Annotated in this window: 20 protein-coding genes and 1 tRNA gene; 15 read left to right on the forward strand and 6 right to left on the reverse strand. The window is 65.0% G+C overall.

Annotated features, from left to right (window positions below; all coding sequences use genetic code 11):
• Both CAL18_RS16570 and CAL18_RS16575 read left to right on the forward strand, forming a co-directional pair.
• The gene (locus CAL18_RS16570; protein WP_026639775.1) at window positions 1-900 is read left to right on the forward strand and encodes a LysR family transcriptional regulator; all 900 of its coding nucleotides are present in this window, start codon (window positions 1-3) and stop codon (window positions 898-900) included.
• A gap of 18 nt (window positions 901-918) precedes the next feature.
• Window positions 919-1557, forward strand: coding sequence for a histidine phosphatase family protein (locus tag CAL18_RS16575; protein ID WP_026639774.1), 639 nt, complete (start codon window positions 919-921; stop codon window positions 1555-1557).
• 17 nt (window positions 1558-1574) lie between these two features.
• On the opposite strand, the gene CAL18_RS16580 is transcribed toward CAL18_RS16575, so the two are convergent.
• Window positions 1575-2363 carry an IclR family transcriptional regulator gene (locus CAL18_RS16580; RefSeq protein ID WP_026639773.1) on the reverse strand — a complete coding sequence of 263 codons (789 nt, stop codon included), beginning with the start codon at window positions 2361-2363 and terminating at the stop codon, window positions 1575-1577.
• 145 nt (window positions 2364-2508) lie between these two features.
• Here CAL18_RS16580 and CAL18_RS16585 point away from each other — a divergent pair, with 145 nt between their 5' ends.
• The 11 genes from CAL18_RS16585 to CAL18_RS16635 all read left to right on the forward strand — a co-directional run bounded on the left by CAL18_RS16585 (window position 2509) and on the right by CAL18_RS16635 (window position 11088).
• Entirely contained in the window at window positions 2509-3195 is a 687-nt protein-coding gene (locus tag CAL18_RS16585; protein WP_094818361.1) for a 3-oxoacid CoA-transferase subunit A, read from the forward strand.
• On the forward strand, window positions 3192-3836 hold the full coding sequence (locus tag CAL18_RS16590) for a 3-oxoacid CoA-transferase subunit B (protein ID WP_094818362.1): 645 nt from the start codon (window positions 3192-3194) through the stop codon (window positions 3834-3836). Before CAL18_RS16585 ends, CAL18_RS16590 begins: the two co-directional genes overlap by 4 nt.
• Window positions 3837-3857: 21 nt before the next feature.
• A complete protein-coding gene (catC, locus tag CAL18_RS16595) occupies window positions 3858-4133 on the forward strand; it encodes a muconolactone Delta-isomerase (protein WP_026639770.1) in 276 nt (91 codons plus the stop codon).
• A gap of 14 nt (window positions 4134-4147) precedes the next feature.
• Window positions 4148-4444 (forward strand): YciI family protein, encoded by a 297-nt coding sequence (locus CAL18_RS16600; RefSeq protein WP_026639769.1) that lies wholly within the window; start codon window positions 4148-4150, stop codon window positions 4442-4444.
• 29 nt (window positions 4445-4473) lie between these two features.
• Window positions 4474-5253 carry a 3-oxoadipate enol-lactonase gene (gene pcaD, locus CAL18_RS16605; RefSeq protein WP_094797470.1) on the forward strand — a complete coding sequence of 260 codons (780 nt, stop codon included), beginning with the start codon at window positions 4474-4476 and terminating at the stop codon, window positions 5251-5253.
• A gap of 3 nt (window positions 5254-5256) precedes the next feature.
• A complete protein-coding gene (locus tag CAL18_RS16610; RefSeq protein ID WP_094818363.1) occupies window positions 5257-6297 on the forward strand; it encodes a cyclase family protein in 1041 nt (346 codons plus the stop codon).
• A 564-nt stretch (window positions 6298-6861) separates the two neighbouring features.
• The gene (locus CAL18_RS16615; protein ID WP_249278429.1) at window positions 6862-7194 is read left to right on the forward strand and encodes an FxLYD domain-containing protein; all 333 of its coding nucleotides are present in this window, start codon (window positions 6862-6864) and stop codon (window positions 7192-7194) included.
• 85 nt (window positions 7195-7279) lie between these two features.
• The gene (locus tag CAL18_RS16620; protein ID WP_026638898.1) at window positions 7280-7924 is read left to right on the forward strand and encodes a carbonic anhydrase; all 645 of its coding nucleotides are present in this window, start codon (window positions 7280-7282) and stop codon (window positions 7922-7924) included.
• Window positions 7925-7999: 75 nt separating this feature from the next.
• Window positions 8000-8611, forward strand: coding sequence for a glutathione S-transferase (locus tag CAL18_RS16625; RefSeq protein WP_026638899.1), 612 nt, complete (start codon window positions 8000-8002; stop codon window positions 8609-8611).
• Between the two features lie 193 nt (window positions 8612-8804).
• The gene (locus tag CAL18_RS16630; RefSeq protein ID WP_026638900.1) at window positions 8805-10553 is read left to right on the forward strand and encodes a nitrite/sulfite reductase; all 1749 of its coding nucleotides are present in this window, start codon (window positions 8805-8807) and stop codon (window positions 10551-10553) included.
• A complete protein-coding gene (locus CAL18_RS16635; protein ID WP_026638901.1) occupies window positions 10546-11088 on the forward strand; it encodes a DUF934 domain-containing protein in 543 nt (180 codons plus the stop codon). Before CAL18_RS16630 ends, CAL18_RS16635 begins: the two co-directional genes overlap by 8 nt.
• 201 nt (window positions 11089-11289) lie before the next feature.
• Here CAL18_RS16635 and CAL18_RS16640 read toward each other — a convergent pair whose 3' ends face one another.
• From CAL18_RS16640 to hemA, 5 genes are all read right to left on the reverse strand, one after another.
• Window positions 11290-11859, reverse strand: a complete 570-nt coding sequence (locus tag CAL18_RS16640) for a UbiX family flavin prenyltransferase (RefSeq protein WP_026638902.1) — start codon at window positions 11857-11859, stop codon at window positions 11290-11292.
• Window positions 11856-12185, reverse strand: a complete 330-nt coding sequence (gene grxD, locus CAL18_RS16645) for a Grx4 family monothiol glutaredoxin (protein WP_026638903.1) — start codon at window positions 12183-12185, stop codon at window positions 11856-11858. The genes CAL18_RS16640 and grxD overlap by 4 nt, the downstream gene beginning before the upstream one ends.
• Before the next feature lie 45 nt (window positions 12186-12230).
• Window positions 12231-13061, reverse strand: a complete 831-nt coding sequence (gene prmC, locus CAL18_RS16650; protein WP_094797475.1) for a peptide chain release factor N(5)-glutamine methyltransferase — start codon at window positions 13059-13061, stop codon at window positions 12231-12233.
• Window positions 13051-14133: a peptide chain release factor 1 gene (gene prfA / locus CAL18_RS16655; protein ID WP_026638905.1), complete on the reverse strand. Its 1083-nt coding sequence runs from the start codon at window positions 14131-14133 to the stop codon at window positions 13051-13053. The genes prmC and prfA overlap by 11 nt, the downstream gene beginning before the upstream one ends.
• A 93-nt stretch (window positions 14134-14226) precedes the next feature.
• On the reverse strand, window positions 14227-15501 hold the full coding sequence (gene hemA, locus CAL18_RS16660; protein WP_026638906.1) for a glutamyl-tRNA reductase: 1275 nt from the start codon (window positions 15499-15501) through the stop codon (window positions 14227-14229).
• Between the two features lie 165 nt (window positions 15502-15666).
• Between hemA and CAL18_RS16665 the strand changes: the two genes are divergently transcribed.
• Window positions 15667-15742, forward strand: a tRNA-Phe gene (locus tag CAL18_RS16665).
• Window positions 15743-15984: 242 nt separating this feature from the next.
• Complete coding sequence (locus CAL18_RS16670) at window positions 15985-16572, forward strand: nucleotidyl transferase AbiEii/AbiGii toxin family protein (RefSeq protein ID WP_249278430.1); 588 nt, start codon at window positions 15985-15987, stop codon at window positions 16570-16572.
• The last annotated feature ends 113 nt before the right edge of the window (window positions 16573-16685 follow it).

Below are 16685 nucleotides of genomic sequence, written 5' to 3' on the forward strand. Positions count from 1 at the left end.
ATGGAAATCTATCAGATCCGCGCCTTTGTCACGGTCGCCCGGCTGGGCAACCTGACCAAGGCCGCGGATGCGTTGTCGCTGACGCAACCCGCCGTGACCGCGCAGATCAAGGCGCTGGAACAGAGCCTGGGCGTAGCGCTGTTCGAGCGCGCCGCCGGCCGGCTGACGCTGGCCAAGGCGGGCGAAGCGCTGCTGCCCACCGCCGAATCGCTGCTGGTGCTCGGCGCCCAGCTCAAATCCGAAGCCCAGCAACTGCAAGGCAGCCTGCACGGCGCCGTGGAGCTTGGCATCCCCAGCGAGCAGCCGGATTTCCTCAGGCTGGGCGAGCTTGCCTCGGCCGTGCGCGACCAGCTGCCCCTGATCGAACTGAAAACGCTCACCCTGTCCACTGTACAGTTGGACGAGTACGTCAATACAGGCAGGCTGCATGCCGCGCTGACGCTGGTGGTCAATCCGCCGCGCGGCACCTGCTGGCAGCCCCTGCGCAGCGTACGGTATCGCATTGCCATGCCTGCCGCGCTGGCGGGCACGGTCAAGCGCGGAGGCTGGCGCGACGTGGCGCAGCTTCCCTGGCTCGACGGCCCCGCGGGCAGCCATACCCACTTGCTGCTGCGCGATATGTTCGAACGCCATGGCCTGGCGCCGCGCGTCGTGATGCAGCACGACGACCAGGCCAACCTGGACGCGCTGGTGCGCGCGGGCGCAGGCTGCGCGCTGCTGCGCGAAGAAATCGCCCTGGCCGGCGCCGAATCCGGCGATTTCATGGTGTGGGGGCAGGCCCGGGCCGACGCCACACTGGGTTTCATGATATCCAACGAGCGCGCCAGCGAACCCATGCTGGTCGCGTTAAGCTCCCTGATGCAGAAAATCTGGCTGCCCAGCGCGTCGCGCCGCCCCTGACCCCTTATCTACCTGCTCATGACTGAAATCTGGTTCATCCGCCACGGCGAAACCGCGTGGAACCGAGAAGGCCGCCTGCAAGGCTGGCAAGACATTGCGCTCAATCCGGCCGGGCGATCCCAGGCCGCCCAGCTTGCCGCGCGCATCGGGGCCATGGACGCCCCCTTTCAGGCGCTGTACAGCAGCGACCTGCAGCGTGCATACACCACGGCCGAGCCGTTGTCCGATGCGCTGGGCCTGCGCATCCGCAGCGAGCCCGGGCTGCGCGAACGCTGCTATGGCGTGCTCGAAGGGCTGGATCCGCGCCGCATCGACGAGCTTGCGCCGCAAGCCGCCGCGGCGCGCCGCAGCCGCGACCCCGACCTGCCTATCGAGGGAGGCGAATCGCTGGGCCAGTTCCAGGCGCGCATTCTCGCCACCGTGGACGATATCGCGCAACGCCACGCTGGCGAGCGCGTACTGGCCGTCACGCATGGCGGGGTGATGGACATCATCTGGCGTCGCGCCAGCGGCGCCGCCCTGGACGCGGTCCGTCCGGTGCCGCTGCTCAATGCCAGCATCAACCGCGTCGGCATCGAAGGCCGCGCGTGGCAAGTCCTGGAATGGGGCGATATCGCGCACCTGGACGCCGAATCCGCGACCGACATCGTGCCGTAGCCGGCGCGGCGCGGGCCTCAGCGGCTGAGCAGCGCCTGGTTGATGTGCCCCGCGGCGCGCCGCAGAACCGGCAGGAATGCCTGGACCATGGCCTGGCGTGAATACCGGCTGGCATGGCTGCTGACGTTCATGGCGCCAATGACCCGGCCCGCGCGGTCCTGGATGGGCACCGCCACCGACTGCAGGCCCGGCTCGAGTTCCTGCACAACGCATGCGTAGCCATCGGCGCGCACCTGGCCAAGAATGCGCCTGATGACCGCCCGGTCAGTCACCGTATGAGGCGTCAGGGCGCGGATATCGCTGGCGTCGAGCACGCGGTCCTGTTCGGCGGGCGGCAAGCCCGCCAGCAGCACGCGGCCCATGGACGTGACCCAGGCGGGCAGCCGACTGCCCACCGACAGGTTGATGCTCATTACCCGGTGGGATGACAGCCGCAATATGTACACCACGTCCGTGCCATCCAGCACGGACACCGAGCAGGACTCGCGCGTGGCCTCGGCCACTTCTTCCATATAGGGCAACGCCAGATCCCACAGCGGCGTCGCCGACAGGTACGAGTAACCCAGTTCGAGAATCCGCGGGGTCAAGGCAAACTGGCGGCCGTCCACAGACACATAGCCCAGGCTGGCCAGCGTCAGCAGGATGCGGCGCGCGCCGGCCCGCGTCAGCCCGCACGCCGCCGCCACTTCGGACAGGGTCATTTGCGGGCGCTGCGGCCCAAAGGCGCGGATTACCGCCAGCCCGCGCGCGAAAGACTGGACGTAGGTATCGCTGGGCTGCGGGGGTTCGTGCGTGTCATGGGCCATGAGGCCATCCGTAATGTCCGGCCAGCAGACGCTTGGGCGAGTGAGCCTTGACACTGTCTGGCCAGCGTGGAACGATGTTCTTAGATAGAACGAATGTTCGAATATAGAACAAAATTATGACACGCCTTCACCTTCCGGGACCCTTATGATTTCCAAGATTGTTGAAAACGCGGCGGCCGCCCTGGCGGACGTTCCTGATGGCGCAACCGTTTTGATCGGCGGTTTCGGCACGGCGGGCCAGCCCATCGAGCTCATCGACGCCTTGCTCGAGCAGGGCGCCAGAGACCTCACCATCATCAACAACAACGCCGGCAATGGCACCACCGGCCTGGCCGCGCTGCTGGGCGCGGGACGAGTGCGCAAGATCATCTGCTCGTTCCCCCGCCAGACCGATTCGCAGATATTCGACGGCCTGTACCGCAGCGGCAAGATCGAGCTTGAGCTGGTGCCCCAGGGCAACCTGGCCGAGCGCATCCGCGCCGCTGGCGCCGGCATTGGCGCGTTCTTCACGCCCACGAGCTACGGCACGCCGCTGGCCGAAGGCAAGGAAGTGCGCGAAATCAACGGCCGGCACTATGTGCTGGAATACCCCCTGCACGCCGACTACGCCCTGATCAAGGCCGACCGCGGCGACCGCTGGGGCAACCTGGTGTACCGCAAGACGGCGCGCAACTTCGGCCCCATCATGGCCAGCGCCGCCCGGGTGGCCGTGGCGCAAGTGCGCGAAATCGTCGAACTGGGCGAACTCGACCCCGAAAACATCGTTACCCCGGGCATTTTCGTCAAGCGCGTCGTGCAGATCGACGCCCCGGCCGCCAAGGAGCAGCAATGAGCAGCAAACTGACCCGCGACCAGATCGCCGCCCGCGTCGCGCAAGACATCCCCGAGGGCGCCTATGTCAACCTGGGCATCGGCCTGCCCACGCTGGTGGCCAACCACCTGCCCGCCCAGCGTGAAATCATTCTGCATACCGAAAACGGCATGCTGGGCATGGGCCCTGCGCCGGCCAAGGGGCAAGAAGACTACGACCTGATCAACGCGGGCAAGCAGCCCGTTACCGAGCAGCCCGGCTGCTCGTTCTTTCACCATGCCGATTCGTTCGCCATGATGCGCGGCGGCCATCTCGATATCTGCGTGCTGGGCGCCTTCCAGGTGTCGCAGCGCGGCGACCTGGCCAACTGGCATACCGGCGCGCCCGACGCCATTCCCGCGGTGGGCGGCGCAATGGACCTCGCCATCGGCGCCAAAGACGTCTACGTCATGATGGAGCTGCTGACCCGCGAAGGCGCAAGCAAGCTGGTGGCCGAATGTACCTACCCCCTTACGGGCGTGCAATGCGTGTCGCGCGTTTATACCGATGTCGCGGTGTTTGATATCGGCGCCAATGGGGTTACCGTCATCGACATGTTTGGCGACATGACTGCCGACGAACTGCTGCGCCTGACCGGCCTTCCCCTACAGTTTGCCCGCTGAATCCCCACCGGAGGTTTTGCCATGCTGTTCCTGGTCCAAATGCAAGTGAACCTGCCGGCCGACATGCCGGCCGAGCGGGCCGACAAGCTCAAGGCCGACGAAAAGGCCCTGGCCCAGCAACTGCAGCGCGACGGCAAATGGCGCCACCTGTGGCGCGTGGCGGGCCGCTACGCCAACGTCAGTGTCTTCGATGTAGAAAGCAACGATGAGCTGCACCAGTTGCTGTCGTCGCTGCCGCTGTTCCCGTACATGGACATCCAGGTCACTGCCCTGGCCCGCCACCCTTCCGCCATCTGACCCGCACGCTCGCCATGCCCTACATCATCGAGACCTTCGACAAGCCGGGCCATCAGGCCGTCCGGCAACAAGAACGCCCCGCGCATCTCGAGTTCCTGGAATCCAACAAGCACCTGCTGCTGGCCTGCGGCGCCAAGCTGCATGATGACGGCCAGGACGCGGGCGGCGGGCTGTACGTGGTAGATGTCGACACCCGCGACGCCGCCGAAGCCTTTATCGCGGCAGACCCTTTCAGCAAGGCGGGCCTGTTCGAGCGTGTCACCATAACGCGCTGGCGCAAGGCCTATGTCAACGGCCAGCGCATGCTGTAGCGCACGCCGCCCCGCACAGGAAATCGTCTATGTCTTATGCTGATCTGAGCCAGGCCCGCCTGTATTACGTTGTCGACGGCCCCACCGATGCGCCGGTACTGGTGCTGTCCAATTCGCTGGGCACCTGCGCCGACATGTGGGCGCAACAGGTTCCCGCTCTGTCGCAGCACTTTCGCGTGTTGCGCTACGACACACGCGGGCACGGCAAGTCGTCGGTGCCCGAAGGGGCATACTGCTTCAGCCAGCTGGCCGGCGACGTGTGCGAACTGCTCGACCACCTGGATATCGGCCAGGTGCATTTCTGCGGCCTGTCGATGGGCGGCCCCACCGGCCTGCAACTGGCGCTGGATCATCCCCGGCGCGTGCAGAAGCTGGTGCTGTGCAACACCGCCGCCCGCATCGGCACCCCCGAAAACTGGTCTGCCCGCATCGCCGCCGTTTCGCAGAACGGCCTGGAAGCCATGGCGCCTGCCCTGGTCGAACGCTGGCTGACCCCTGCTTTCCGCACCGCGCAACCGGGCATGACGCAGGTATTGGTCGATATGTTGCGTCGCACGCCCAACGACGGCTACAACGGCAATTGCGCGGCCTTGCGCGATGCCGACCTGCGCGCGCGGCTTGGCGAGATCAAGAGCCCGACCCTGGTGATCGCGGGCACGCAAGACCCGGCCACCACGCCGCAAGACGGTCGCGACCTCGCGGCGGGCATAGCAGGCGCACGCTACCTGGAGCTGGACACCTCGCACCTGTCCAACTGGGAACAACCCCAGGCCTTTACCCGCGCGTTGCTGGACTTTCTTATGGAGTAGCGCATGGCACGCTGGAAGCAACGTCCCGAGGGCTCGAACTGGGGCGATTACGGCCCCGACGACCAGCTCGGCCGGCTTAACCTGCTGACCGAAGCCCAGGTACTGAAGGGCGCGCGCGAAATCCGCGCGGGCAAGACCTTCTGCCTGTCGCTGCCCCTGGACCTGCCCGGCGGCAATGTGCTGAACCCGCGTCGCCATCCTCCGCAGCTCAGCCCTACAAGGCTGCAAGACACGCCGTACCTGAACTTTCCGATGCGCAACCTGAACCCGGATGCGGTCGATGTGCTCAGCGACGACCAGGTGCTGCTGTCAATGCAGTACTCCACCCAGTGGGATTCGCTGGCGCACGTGGGCGCCTTGTTTGACGCCGATGGCGATGGCCGAGCCGAGCTTTGCTACTACAACGGCTATCGCGCCGGCGTCGACATCATCGGCCCCGCCGATGCCGACCATGCCGGCTGCGCATGCAACAGCGGCGGCCCGTCCGCCGCGCTGAAGCTGGGCGTCGAAAACCTGGCCTCGCATGGCATGCAGGGGCGCGGCGTCTTGCTGGACCTGGCGCGCCACTTCGGCACGGGGCGCACCCTGGTGGGGCACGCCGAATTGACGCACGCGCTGCAGGCCGAGCGCATCACGGTCGAGCCAGGCGATATGCTGGTGCTGCGCACCGGTTTTGCCGAAAAAATCGTCGAGATGGCCGGCCAGCCGGATTCCGACGTCCTGCATCGCTACGGCGCGGCACTGGACGGCACCGACAACGCCTTGCTGCAATGGATTACCGATAGCGGCATTGTGGCCATCTGCGCCGACAACTATGCGGTAGAAGCCTACCCGGCGCGCGAACGCCAGGGCCCGCGCGCCATGCTGCCGCTGCATCACCATTGCCTCTTCAAGTTGGGCCTGCCCCTGGCCGAACTCTGGTATCTCAAAGACCTGGCCGACTGGCTGCACGCCAACGGCCGCCACCATTTCATGCTGACCGCCCCGCCGCTGCGCATGCCCCACGCCATCGGCTCCCCGGTCACGCCCATCGCTACGGTATAGGCCGGAAGCCCGGCCCCGGGCGGCATCACCACAGCCGCCGGACCCACCCGGGGGGTGTCTGACACCCAAGGGTGTCAGACACCGAACCGCAAGCCCCCGACACCACCCGCGCTGGCGCCGGGGGGTGTCTGACACCCAAAGGTGTCAGACACCGAGCCGCAAGCTCCTGACGCCGCCCGCGCCGGCGCCGGGGGGTGTCTGACACCCAAAGGGTGTCAGACACCAAACCGCAAGCCCCCGACACCACCCGCGCTGGCGCCGGGGGGTGTCTGACACCCAAGGGTGTCAGACACCGAACCGCTAGTCCCCGACACCTCCCGCGCATGCGCCCGGGGGGTGTCTGACACCCAAGGGTGTCAGACACCGAACCGCAAGCTCCTGACGCCACCCGCGCCGGCGCCGGGGGGTGTCTGACACCCAAAGGGTGTCAGACACCGAGCCGCAAGCGCCTGATGCCACCCAGCGAAGCATCTGCCAACCATCCGAAACCATCCGTTTCGCCCGGCCGCCGGCGGCGAATTATGGTGGAGCCTATGGGTTCGACCCACCCTGCAGGAGACCGTCATGAAACAGCTGTTCGCCTGTGTGTTGCTGGCAGCCGCCTCGGCCCTGGCCGGGGCCCAGAGCCTGCCCTATGGCGTTTCTATCGATAACCTGGCCGCGACGCGGCAGGCGGACGGCACATCGTCCATATCCGGCACCGTGGTCAACCACGGCGACAAGCCGTTGAACCGCCTGTCGGTCACTTTCGTGCTGTTCGACGACCAGGGCAGCGAGATCGGCCGCACCGGCGCCACGCGGGACATGCCCCTCGCGCCAGGAGAAACCTGGCAACTGGTGGCCACCACGCCACACACCTTCAACCGCTTTACCGCCCTGGACATCCAGGCACAGTAGCGCCGCAGCCGTGCCGCAGCCCGCCTTCCGAATGCTGTAAGGGTGCTGTGGGAAAATACGGGGGCAAGAACAATAGGACACCCCCATGTTTCCAAAACGACTTTCCGACGGTTACCAGGCCTTCCTGGATGGCCGCTTCCACAACGAACGCAAGCGCTACGAAGAGCTGGGCGAATCCGGCCAACACCCCGAAATCCTGTTGATCGGCTGCTGCGACTCCCGGGTATCGCCCGAAGTGATCTTCGACGCCGGCCCCGGCGAGATGTTCGTCATACGCAACGTCGCCAATCTGGTACCCCCCTATGAGGGCGATGCCAAGGCCTCGTCATATCACGGCACCAGCGCCGCCATCGAATTCGCCGTCAGCGCGCTCGAAGTCAAGCACATCGTCGTGCTGGGCCACGCTTCCTGCGGGGGCGTGCGCGCGGTGTTCGACTGCGCCGAACCCCTGACCCGCACCGACTTCATCGGCAAATGGATGTCGCAGATCACCCCTGTGGCCAGCGCCATCCCGCGCACCGGCGACAGGGCCACCGACGTCCGACGGCTAGAATGGGCAGTCGTCGAGCACAGCCTGAAGAACCTCATGACCTTCCCGTCCATCCGTGACCGGGTCGAGCAAGGAAAACTCGAGCTGCACGGCACCTACTTCGGCGTGGCGACGGGGTTGCTGTTCCTGCGCGACCCGGTTACCGGCGAGTTCACCGCCTGCACGTCGCAGCCGGCCTGAATCCCACCACAATAATCAGAACAGCGCGGCAGCCCTATGCAGCCGCCGCGCCAGCATTACCCACAGGAGGAGTCCATGAAGCTGTTTTATTCGCCCACCTCGCCCTTCGTGCGCAAATGCATGGTGGTCGCACACGAAACGGGGCTGATCGAACGCATCGAGCCGCAACGCTGCGCCGCGCACCCGGTCAACCGGGACCAGTCCATCGTTGCCGCCAACCCGCTGGGCCAGGTGCCCACGTTGGTCACCGACGACGGCCAGACCCTGCACGACAGCCGCGTCATTTGCGAATATCTGAATCAGCTGGGCGGCGGGGCGCTGGTTCCGCCAGACGGGCCGGCTCGCTGGCAAGCACTGACCGACCAATCCCTGGCCGACGGGCTGGTAACCGCTGCCATCCAGGCACGCTACGAGACGACTGTGCGCCCCGAATCCGCCATCTGGCAGGGCTGGGTAGACGCCCAGATGAGCAAGGTCGCCGATGCCCTGGCCCGGTTCGAAGAGCAGGCCGGCTCGCTCGCCGGCCGCTGGGACATCGGCACCATTGCACTGGCCTGTGCGCTGGGCTATCTGGACTTCCGCTACGCTTCGTACGATTGGCGCGCCCGGCACCCATCGCTGGCGCGTTGGCATGCCGCGGTCAGCGAGCGCCCGTCGCTCATCGAAACGGCTCCTTCCGCGCCGTAGATCCGTGGGCCGCGGGCTTCTTTTCTTATAACGAAAATGACTTAGACAGTGCGATCTATCGCCTGCTACGGTTGTAAGAATTGAACCCTGCGGCACCGGCCGGCGGCGTCTTGCCACGCCGTCGCGCTTCTTATCGAAGCAGCCCGCAGGTTGTTCCCTTGCGCCTCACGGCGCCTCCCGAAGGGCAACCGCCATGTATGTGTATGACCCCGTCGATCAACGGCTCGTGGAACAGCGCGTCGCGCAGTTCACCGACCAGACGCAACGCTTTCTTGCCGGCGAACTGAGCGAAGACGACTTCCGCACACTGCGGCTTCAGAACGGCCTTTATATCCAGCGCCATGCGCCCATGCTGCGCATTGCCATTCCCTATGGGTTGCTGGCGGCGCGCCAGTTGCGCACGCTGGCCCACATCGCCCGCACCTGGGATCGCGGCTATGGCCACTTCAGCACGCGGCAGAACATGCAGTTCAACTGGCCCAAGCTGGAAGATGTGCCCACCATCCTGGCCGAACTGGCCAAGGTGCAGATGCATTCCATCCAGACCAGCGGCAACTGTATCCGCAACACCACCAGCGATCATTTCGCCGGCGTGGCGCCCGATGAACTGGTGAACCCGCTGGTGTGGTGCGAAATCATCCGGCAATGGTCCACCCTGCACCCCGAATTTGCGTTCCTGCCGCGCAAGTTCAAGATCGCAGTCAGCGGCGCGGAAGAAGATCGCGCCGCCGTGGGCATTCATGACATCGGCCTGCAGGCCGTGCAGCGCGACGGCGTGCTGGGGTTCCGCGTGTGGGTGGGCGGCGGCCTGGGCCGCACCCCCATGGTGGGCCACCTGATCAACCCGTTCGTCGAATGGCAGCATCTGCTGACCTACCTGCAGGCCGCGCTGCGGGTTTACAACCTGCATGGCCGCCGCGACAACAAATTCAAGGCGCGCATCAAGATCCTGGTGAAGGACCTGACGCCCGAGGTGTATGCCCGGCAAGTCGACGAGCAATGGCAGCTGATCAAGGGCGGCCCGGACACGCTGACGCAAGAATACGTAGACACCATTGCCGGCCGTTTCACGTGGCCTGATTACGACCCCGCCGTCGCCAATGAGCCCGACCCCACCAGCACGCATGCCGCCGCGAATCCGGCCTTTGCGCAATGGCTGCGTAGAAACGTGCACCCGCACAAGGTGCCTGGCTACGCCGCCGTGACCCTGTCGCTCAAACCCACCGGCGTGCCGCCCGGCGACATCACCGCAGAACAAATGGAAGCCGTGGCGGATCTGTCGGAGCGCTACGGCTACGGCGAAGTGCGCGTATCGCACGAACAGAACCTGGTGCTGGCCGACGTGCGCCGGCCGCAGCTGTTCGAGCTGTGGCAGGAATTGCGCGCCCTGAACATGGCCACGGCCAACATCGGGCTGCTGACCAACATCATCTCGTGCCCCGGCGGCGACTTTTGCGCGCTGGCCAATGCCGTATCCATTCCGGTGGCCCAGGCCATCCAGAGCCGTTTCGACAACCTGGACTACCTTTTCGAAGTCGGCGAGCTCGACCTGAACATCTCGGGCTGCATCAACGCCTGTGGGCACCATCACGTAGGCCACATCGGCATCCTGGGCGTCGACAAGAACGGCGAGGAGTGGTACCAAGTTACCATTGGCGGCCGCCAGAACGGCGCGGCCAAGCCGCTGTCGGACCTGCAGTCGGTGCGCGGCGGGGGCGCGGCTATCGGCCGCATTATCGGGCCGTCATTTGCGCGCGACCAGGTGCCCGACGTGGTCGAACGCCTGGTGCGCACTTACCTGCGCCTGCGCGACAGCGACGCCGAACGCTTTATCGACGTCGTCGACCGCGTGGGCATCGCGCCTTTCAAAGAAGATGTGTATGCCGATCCGGGCGTGGCCAAATCCGCCCCGGCGCCGCAACGCGAGGTTGCCCATGTCTGACACGACCCATCCCGCCGAACCACGCCTGATCCGCCACGGCCGCCTGCAGGCCAACGACGCGCGCGTCTTCGCGCCCGAGCCCGACGCCGAGCCAGGCGCGCAACTGCCTGCGGACGAACCCGGCTGGATCGTGCCCCTGCCGGTGTGGGCCGCCGCCCGCGATACCCTGCGCCAGCGGCAGCATCCCGTGGCGGTGCTGCTGGGGCCGGCCGCCAAGCTCGACGAGCTGGTCGACGACCAAGGCCGCGTCGATCCGTCCGGCCTGGCATTTATTGCCATCGACTTTCCCATCTATACCGACGGACGCGGTTATTCACTGGCCCAGTTGCTGCGTACGCGGCATGGCTGGCAAGGAGAACTGCGAGCGCTGGGCGATGTGATGATCGACACCATTCATTACCAGGCGCGCGTGGGCTTCGACAGCTTCCTCGTCAAAGAAGGGCACGACCCGCACAAGGCGCTGGCCGCCTTCAAGACTTTCACGGTGCACTACCAGCAAACATACCCCAAGCCGCCGGAATTGCTGGCAGCCTGAACGTTTGGAATGTGTGTGTTGGCAGTGGGGTGGTGTCTGACACCCTTCGGGAGTCAGACACCTGGGGCTTGGGGCGATTTTGGGTGTCAGGCTCCCGAAGGGGGCCTGACACCGTCCGATCAGTTACCTGGCCGCCACTGCGCGATACCGTCCCGATCAGTCACCTGGCCGCCACCGCCCCCACCCGCCGCCGATTGACCGTCACGTGCCTTCCCAGTGCGGGCCAGGCACGTTGATATCGAACAGTTCCAGCACGCGCGCAACGGTGTGGTCGACCATCTGCTCGATGGACGCAGGGCGGTGATAAAACGCAGGCAGCGGCGGAAAAACAATGCCGCCCATCTCGGTCACGGCGGTCATGTTGCGCAGGTGCGCCAGGTTGAACGGCGTTTCGCGCACCATCAGCACCAGGCGGCGGCGTTCTTTCAGGGTGACGTCGGCCGCCCGCGTGATGAGGTTATCGGACAAGCCGTGCGCCACGGCCGCCAGCGTGCGCATCGAGCACGGCACGATCACCATGCCGGCCGTCTGAAAAGCCCCGCTGGCGAGGGTGGCGCCCACATCGCGCACGCTGTACACGTGGTCGGCCAGCGCAGTGACATCGTGGCGGCCGAGGTCGAGCTCGTGCTTGATGTTGAGCACGCCCGAGGCCGACACCACCAGGTGCGATTCGACGTCGTCGACCCCGCGCAGCGCCTGCAGCAGGCGTACTGCATATAGGGCGCCCGTGGCGCCCGTAATACCTACTACCAGTCGCCGGGGCGAACTCATGCAGCGGTTGCGCCGGAGTTGTCCAGCAGCGTCTTGAGTTCGCCGTTTTCGTTCATCTCGGTCATGATGTCAGACCCGCCGATGAATTCGCCGCTGACGTAAAGCTGGGGAATGGTGGGCCAGTTGGAAAATTCCTTGATGCCCTGGCGAACTTCTTCGTCTTCGAGCACGTTGACGGTGACCAGCTTCTTCACGCCACACGACTTCAGGATCTGGATGGCGCGCCCCGAAAAGCCACATTGGGGAAACTGGGCGGTGCCTTTCATGAACAGCACTACGGGGTGCTGCGTGACGGTTTCGCGGATGAATTCTTGCACGTCGCTCATGGTGGTCTCACAAACAGGTAAAGCAGTGGTGGCGGAATAGACCCATTATAGGGACCCGCCGGAAATCCGTTCGATGCCGGCCAGGTCCCGGCGGCTGGTTATTTGACGGAACCCCGCCTGCGCCAGCAACCGCCGTACCGCTTCGGCCTGGTCCCAGCCGTGTTCTACCCACAGTGCGCCGCCCGGCCGCAGGCGTGCGGGCGCGCCGGCAATGATGGCGCACAGGTCCCGCAGGCCGTCGGCGCCGTCGGTCAGGGCGCATGGCGGCTCGTAACGCAGGTCGCCACGCCGCAGGTGATCGTCGTCATGCGCGATATAGGGGGGGTTGGACACGATCAGGTCGTAGCGGGCGCGCGCCGGCAGCGCGTCGTACCAGCTGCCCTGCGCGAAGTCCACCCGCGCCCCCAGGCGCGCGGCGTTGCGCACGGCCACCTGCAACGCGGACGCGCTGGCGTCGGTGGCCGTTACCGACGCGTGCGGCGCATCCAGCGCGATCGACACGGCAATCACGCCGCTGCCCGTGCCCAGGTCCAGCACGGCGGCCTCGTGATGGTCTTGCAGCCATTGCAGCGCGGTTTCCACCAGCAGCTCGGTATCGGGCCGTGGAATCAGGACATCCGGAGTTACCGCGAAATCGCGGCCCATGAACTCGCGTCGGCCCACCAGGTAGGCCATGGGCTCGCCCGCCAGGCGGCGCGAAGCCAGCACCTGGTATTGCTGCGCCTGCCACGATTCGATGGGGTCGGTGTCGTGCGCCAGCATCCAGGCGCGCGGCTTCTGCAGCACGTGTTCGAGCAGCATGCGGGCTTCCAGCCGCGGCAGGCGCGGGTCGTGCAGAAACGCGTGCAGAATCGGGCGGTCCACGTCAGATGTCATCCCCCAGCGCCGCCAACTGTTCGGCCTGGTGTTCGGCGATAAGGGCGCCAGTAAGTTCTTCAAGATCGCCTTCCATGATTTGCGGCAGCTTGTACAGCGTCAGGTTGATGCGATGGTCCGTCACGCGCCCCTGCGGATAGTTGTAGGTGCGGATACGTTCGGACCGGTCTCCCGTGCCCACCAGACTCTTGCGTTCGGCCGCCTCTTTGCTTTGGCGCTCGCGCACCTCGCGGTCTTTCAGGCGCGCGGCCAGCACCTGCATGGCCTTGTCTTTGTTGCGATGCTGCGACCGGTCATCCTGGCATTCCACCACCAGGCCCGTGGGCAAGTGAGTAATGCGCACGGCCGAATCGGTCTTGTTGATGTGCTGCCCGCCCGCGCCGCTGGCGCGGAAGGTGTCGATGCGCAGGTCGGCAGGGTTGATGACAATGTCGTTCATGGCATCGGCTTCGGGCAGCACCGCCACGGTGCAGGTCGAGGTATGTATGCGCCCCTGCGCCTCGGTGGCGGGCACGCGTTGCACGCGGTGCGCTCCGGACTCGAACTTGAGCCTGCCGTAGGCGCCGTCCCCGTCGATGCGGGCGATGACTTCTTTGTAGCCGCCCAGTTCGGACGGGCTTTCGGACATGAGTTCGACGCGCCAGCCGCGTTGCTCGGCATAGCGGCTATACATGCGCAGCAGATCGCCGGAGAACAACGCGCTTTCGTCGCCGCCGGTGCCCGCGCGGATTTCCAGGAACAGGCTGCGGCCATCGTTGGGGTCGCGCGGCAACAGCAGCACCTGCAGCTCGGCTTCCAGCGCCTCGATACGTTGGCGTCCGGTCTTGATCTCGTCTTCGGCCATCGCCTTCATGTCGGGGTCGGCCAGCATTTCCTGCGCCGTGTTCAGGTCGTCTTCGGTACGCGTGAACTGCGCAAAAGCCTGCACCACCGGCTCAAGTTCGGCGCGCTCGCGCGACAGCTTGCGAAAGCGTTCCATGTCGGCCGCAATTTCGGGCTCGGCCAATAATGCATCAAGCTCGATCAAACGGTGGGACAGCTGCTCCAGCCGGCTGCGCATGGAAGATTTCATAGGAAGAACCAGGAAGGCGTATAGCGGATTAGCAAACAGCGGGCGCCCGAAAAGCGAACGCCCGCCAAGGTGGCGGGCATTGCGGCAGCAGCGCTAACGGCGCGAATCGCGGCCCGGGAACAGGCGCGGCATCCAGGCGAGCAATTGCTTGCGCTCGTCGCCTTCGCTGCGGTTCAACGCCGCCAGCGGGCCGTGCAGATACTTCTGGGTGAGCCCGTGCGCCAGCTGTTCAAGCACGGCCTCGGGGGATTCGCCCCGCGCCAGCAGGCGGCGGGCGCGTTCGAGTTCGGCGGCGCGCACGTCTTCGGCGGCCTGGTGCAGGTCGCGGATGACGGGCACCACTTCACGCGATTGCATCCAGTGCATAAAGCCCTGGACGCGCGTTTCGATGATGGCTTCGGCCTGCACCACGGCGGCCCGCCGCGCATCAGTGCCGCTTTGCACCAGGCGGCCCAGATCGTCGACCGAGTACAGGTAGACGTCGTCCAGGCGGCCGACTTCGGGTTCGATATCGCGCGGCACGGCCAGGTCGATCATGACCATGGGGCGGTGCCGGCGCAGGCGCGTGGCGCGCTCGACCAGGCCCAGGCCCAGAATGGGCAGCGAACTGGCCGTACAGGACACCACCACGTCGAATTCGGCCAGGCGCTCGGGCAGATCGGCCAGCTTCATGGTGCTGGCCGAGAACCGGCCCGCCAGCGTTTCGGCGCGCTCGGCCGTGCGGTTGGCCACCACCATGCTGCGCGGACGCTGGGCCGCGAAGTGCGTGGCACAGAGTTCGATCATTTCGCCCGCGCCGATGAACAGCGTGTGCGCCTGGTCAAGGTTGCCGAACACGCGCTCGGCCAGCCGCACCGCGGCAGCCGCCATCGACACCGAATGCGCGCCGATGGCCGTTTGCGAGCGGACTTCCTTGGCCACGGAAAACGTGCGCTGGAACAGTTGGTGCAACAGCGTGCCCAGCGAACCGGCTTCGCCCGCGGCGCGCACCGCGTCTTTCATCTGCCCCAGTATCTGCGGTTCGCCCAACACCATGGAATCGAGCCCGCTGGCCACGCGGAACGCATGGCGCACTGCGTCGTCGTGCACGTGGCGATACAGATGGGGGCTGAGCGTGCCGGCCTCGATACGATTGTGGTCGGCCAGCCATACCGGCAGGTGTTCGGCCACCTGCGCCTCGGCGGCACAGTAGATCTCGGTGCGATTACAGGTGGACAGAATGGCTGCTTCGCGCACTGCGCCGCCAAACGCGGAGCGCAGCCCTTCCAGCGCCGGCCGCATCAGATCGACGGGCATGGACACACGCTCGCGCACCGACACGGGGGCGGAGGTGTGATTCAGACCGAAGGCGAGGACAGCGACGGACATTGGGCGTGAGGCAAGCGCCGTACGGACGGAGCACGGCGCATTTGTAACACTGAGTTGGTCAAAATTATACCTCTAAGGGTATTCCCGGGGGTAGCAAAACTTTTGATCGAATCGATAGCCCGCCTGCACGAATCGAAAAAATTGTGTATAGTGGCGGACTTCGTTGGCCTGGTAGCTCAGTTGGTAGAGCAGCGGATTGAAAATCCGCGTGTCGGTGGTTCGATTCCGCCCCAGGCCACCAAGAATTCAATGCCCAGCCGGATGGCTGGGCATTTTTTATTTGTGCGCTGGGGTCTGCGGCCCTACCCGATAAACGTGGGGTGGGCATTCATCAGACGCGGTTAATCAACCGCGTTGGGCAAGCTGCGGAATAGAATCGATCACGTACCCCAGCATTGCTTTTTATGGATTGGTTCTCGCCAACATGAGTCTAGTGCATGCTGGTGGCCATCAGTTATGAGGAACCGCCGCCTGCAGTGACTTATGCGCGAGCCGCTTACCCTGTCCATAGACCAAATCAAACGATCTGTCGTCAAGGCCATCCTATCCGACGACACGCTATTCGAAAATCTGGTACTCAAGGGTGGCAATGCGATCGACCTGATCCATCAGATCGCCGCGCGGGCATCGGTTGACATCGACTTTTCGATGCCGGGCGATTTCCCTGGCGGCGCCGACGAACTGCGTCGACGTGTCGACAGCGTTTTGACGCGAACATTCAGCATGGACGGCTATCGAGTCTTCGACCTCAAAATGCTTGAAAAACCCGAGCATTTGAGCGAAGGCATGGCCGCCTTTTGGGGTGGCTACAGCGTTGAATTCAAATTAATCAGCGAGCCTTTATACAAGCAGCACGGCCCTGACATAGACGTAATGCGGAAGTACGCGCTCAATCTCGGGCAGGGCAAGAAGTTCTTGATCGATATCAGTCGCCACGAGTATGTCGATCATAAGCAAAGCATGGAATTCGAGGGATACATCATCTATGTGTATTCCCCCGAAATGATCGTCTGCGAAAAGTTGCGGGCGATCTGTCAGCAGATGCCTGAGTATGGCCGGGTCTGTCAGTAATTTCGTGTTTAGGGCATAACATACCGCCAAGGAGTATGTATGCCACGCAAACCCAAGACCCCGCTGGCCGAGTTGCCGAGCATTCCCGCAGAGTTACTGAAGTCGTTCGGCGA

Source organism: Bordetella genomosp. 7, from assembly GCF_002261415.1.
In the GTDB taxonomy this organism is placed as follows: Bacteria; Pseudomonadota; Gammaproteobacteria; order Burkholderiales; family Burkholderiaceae_B; genus Bordetella_A.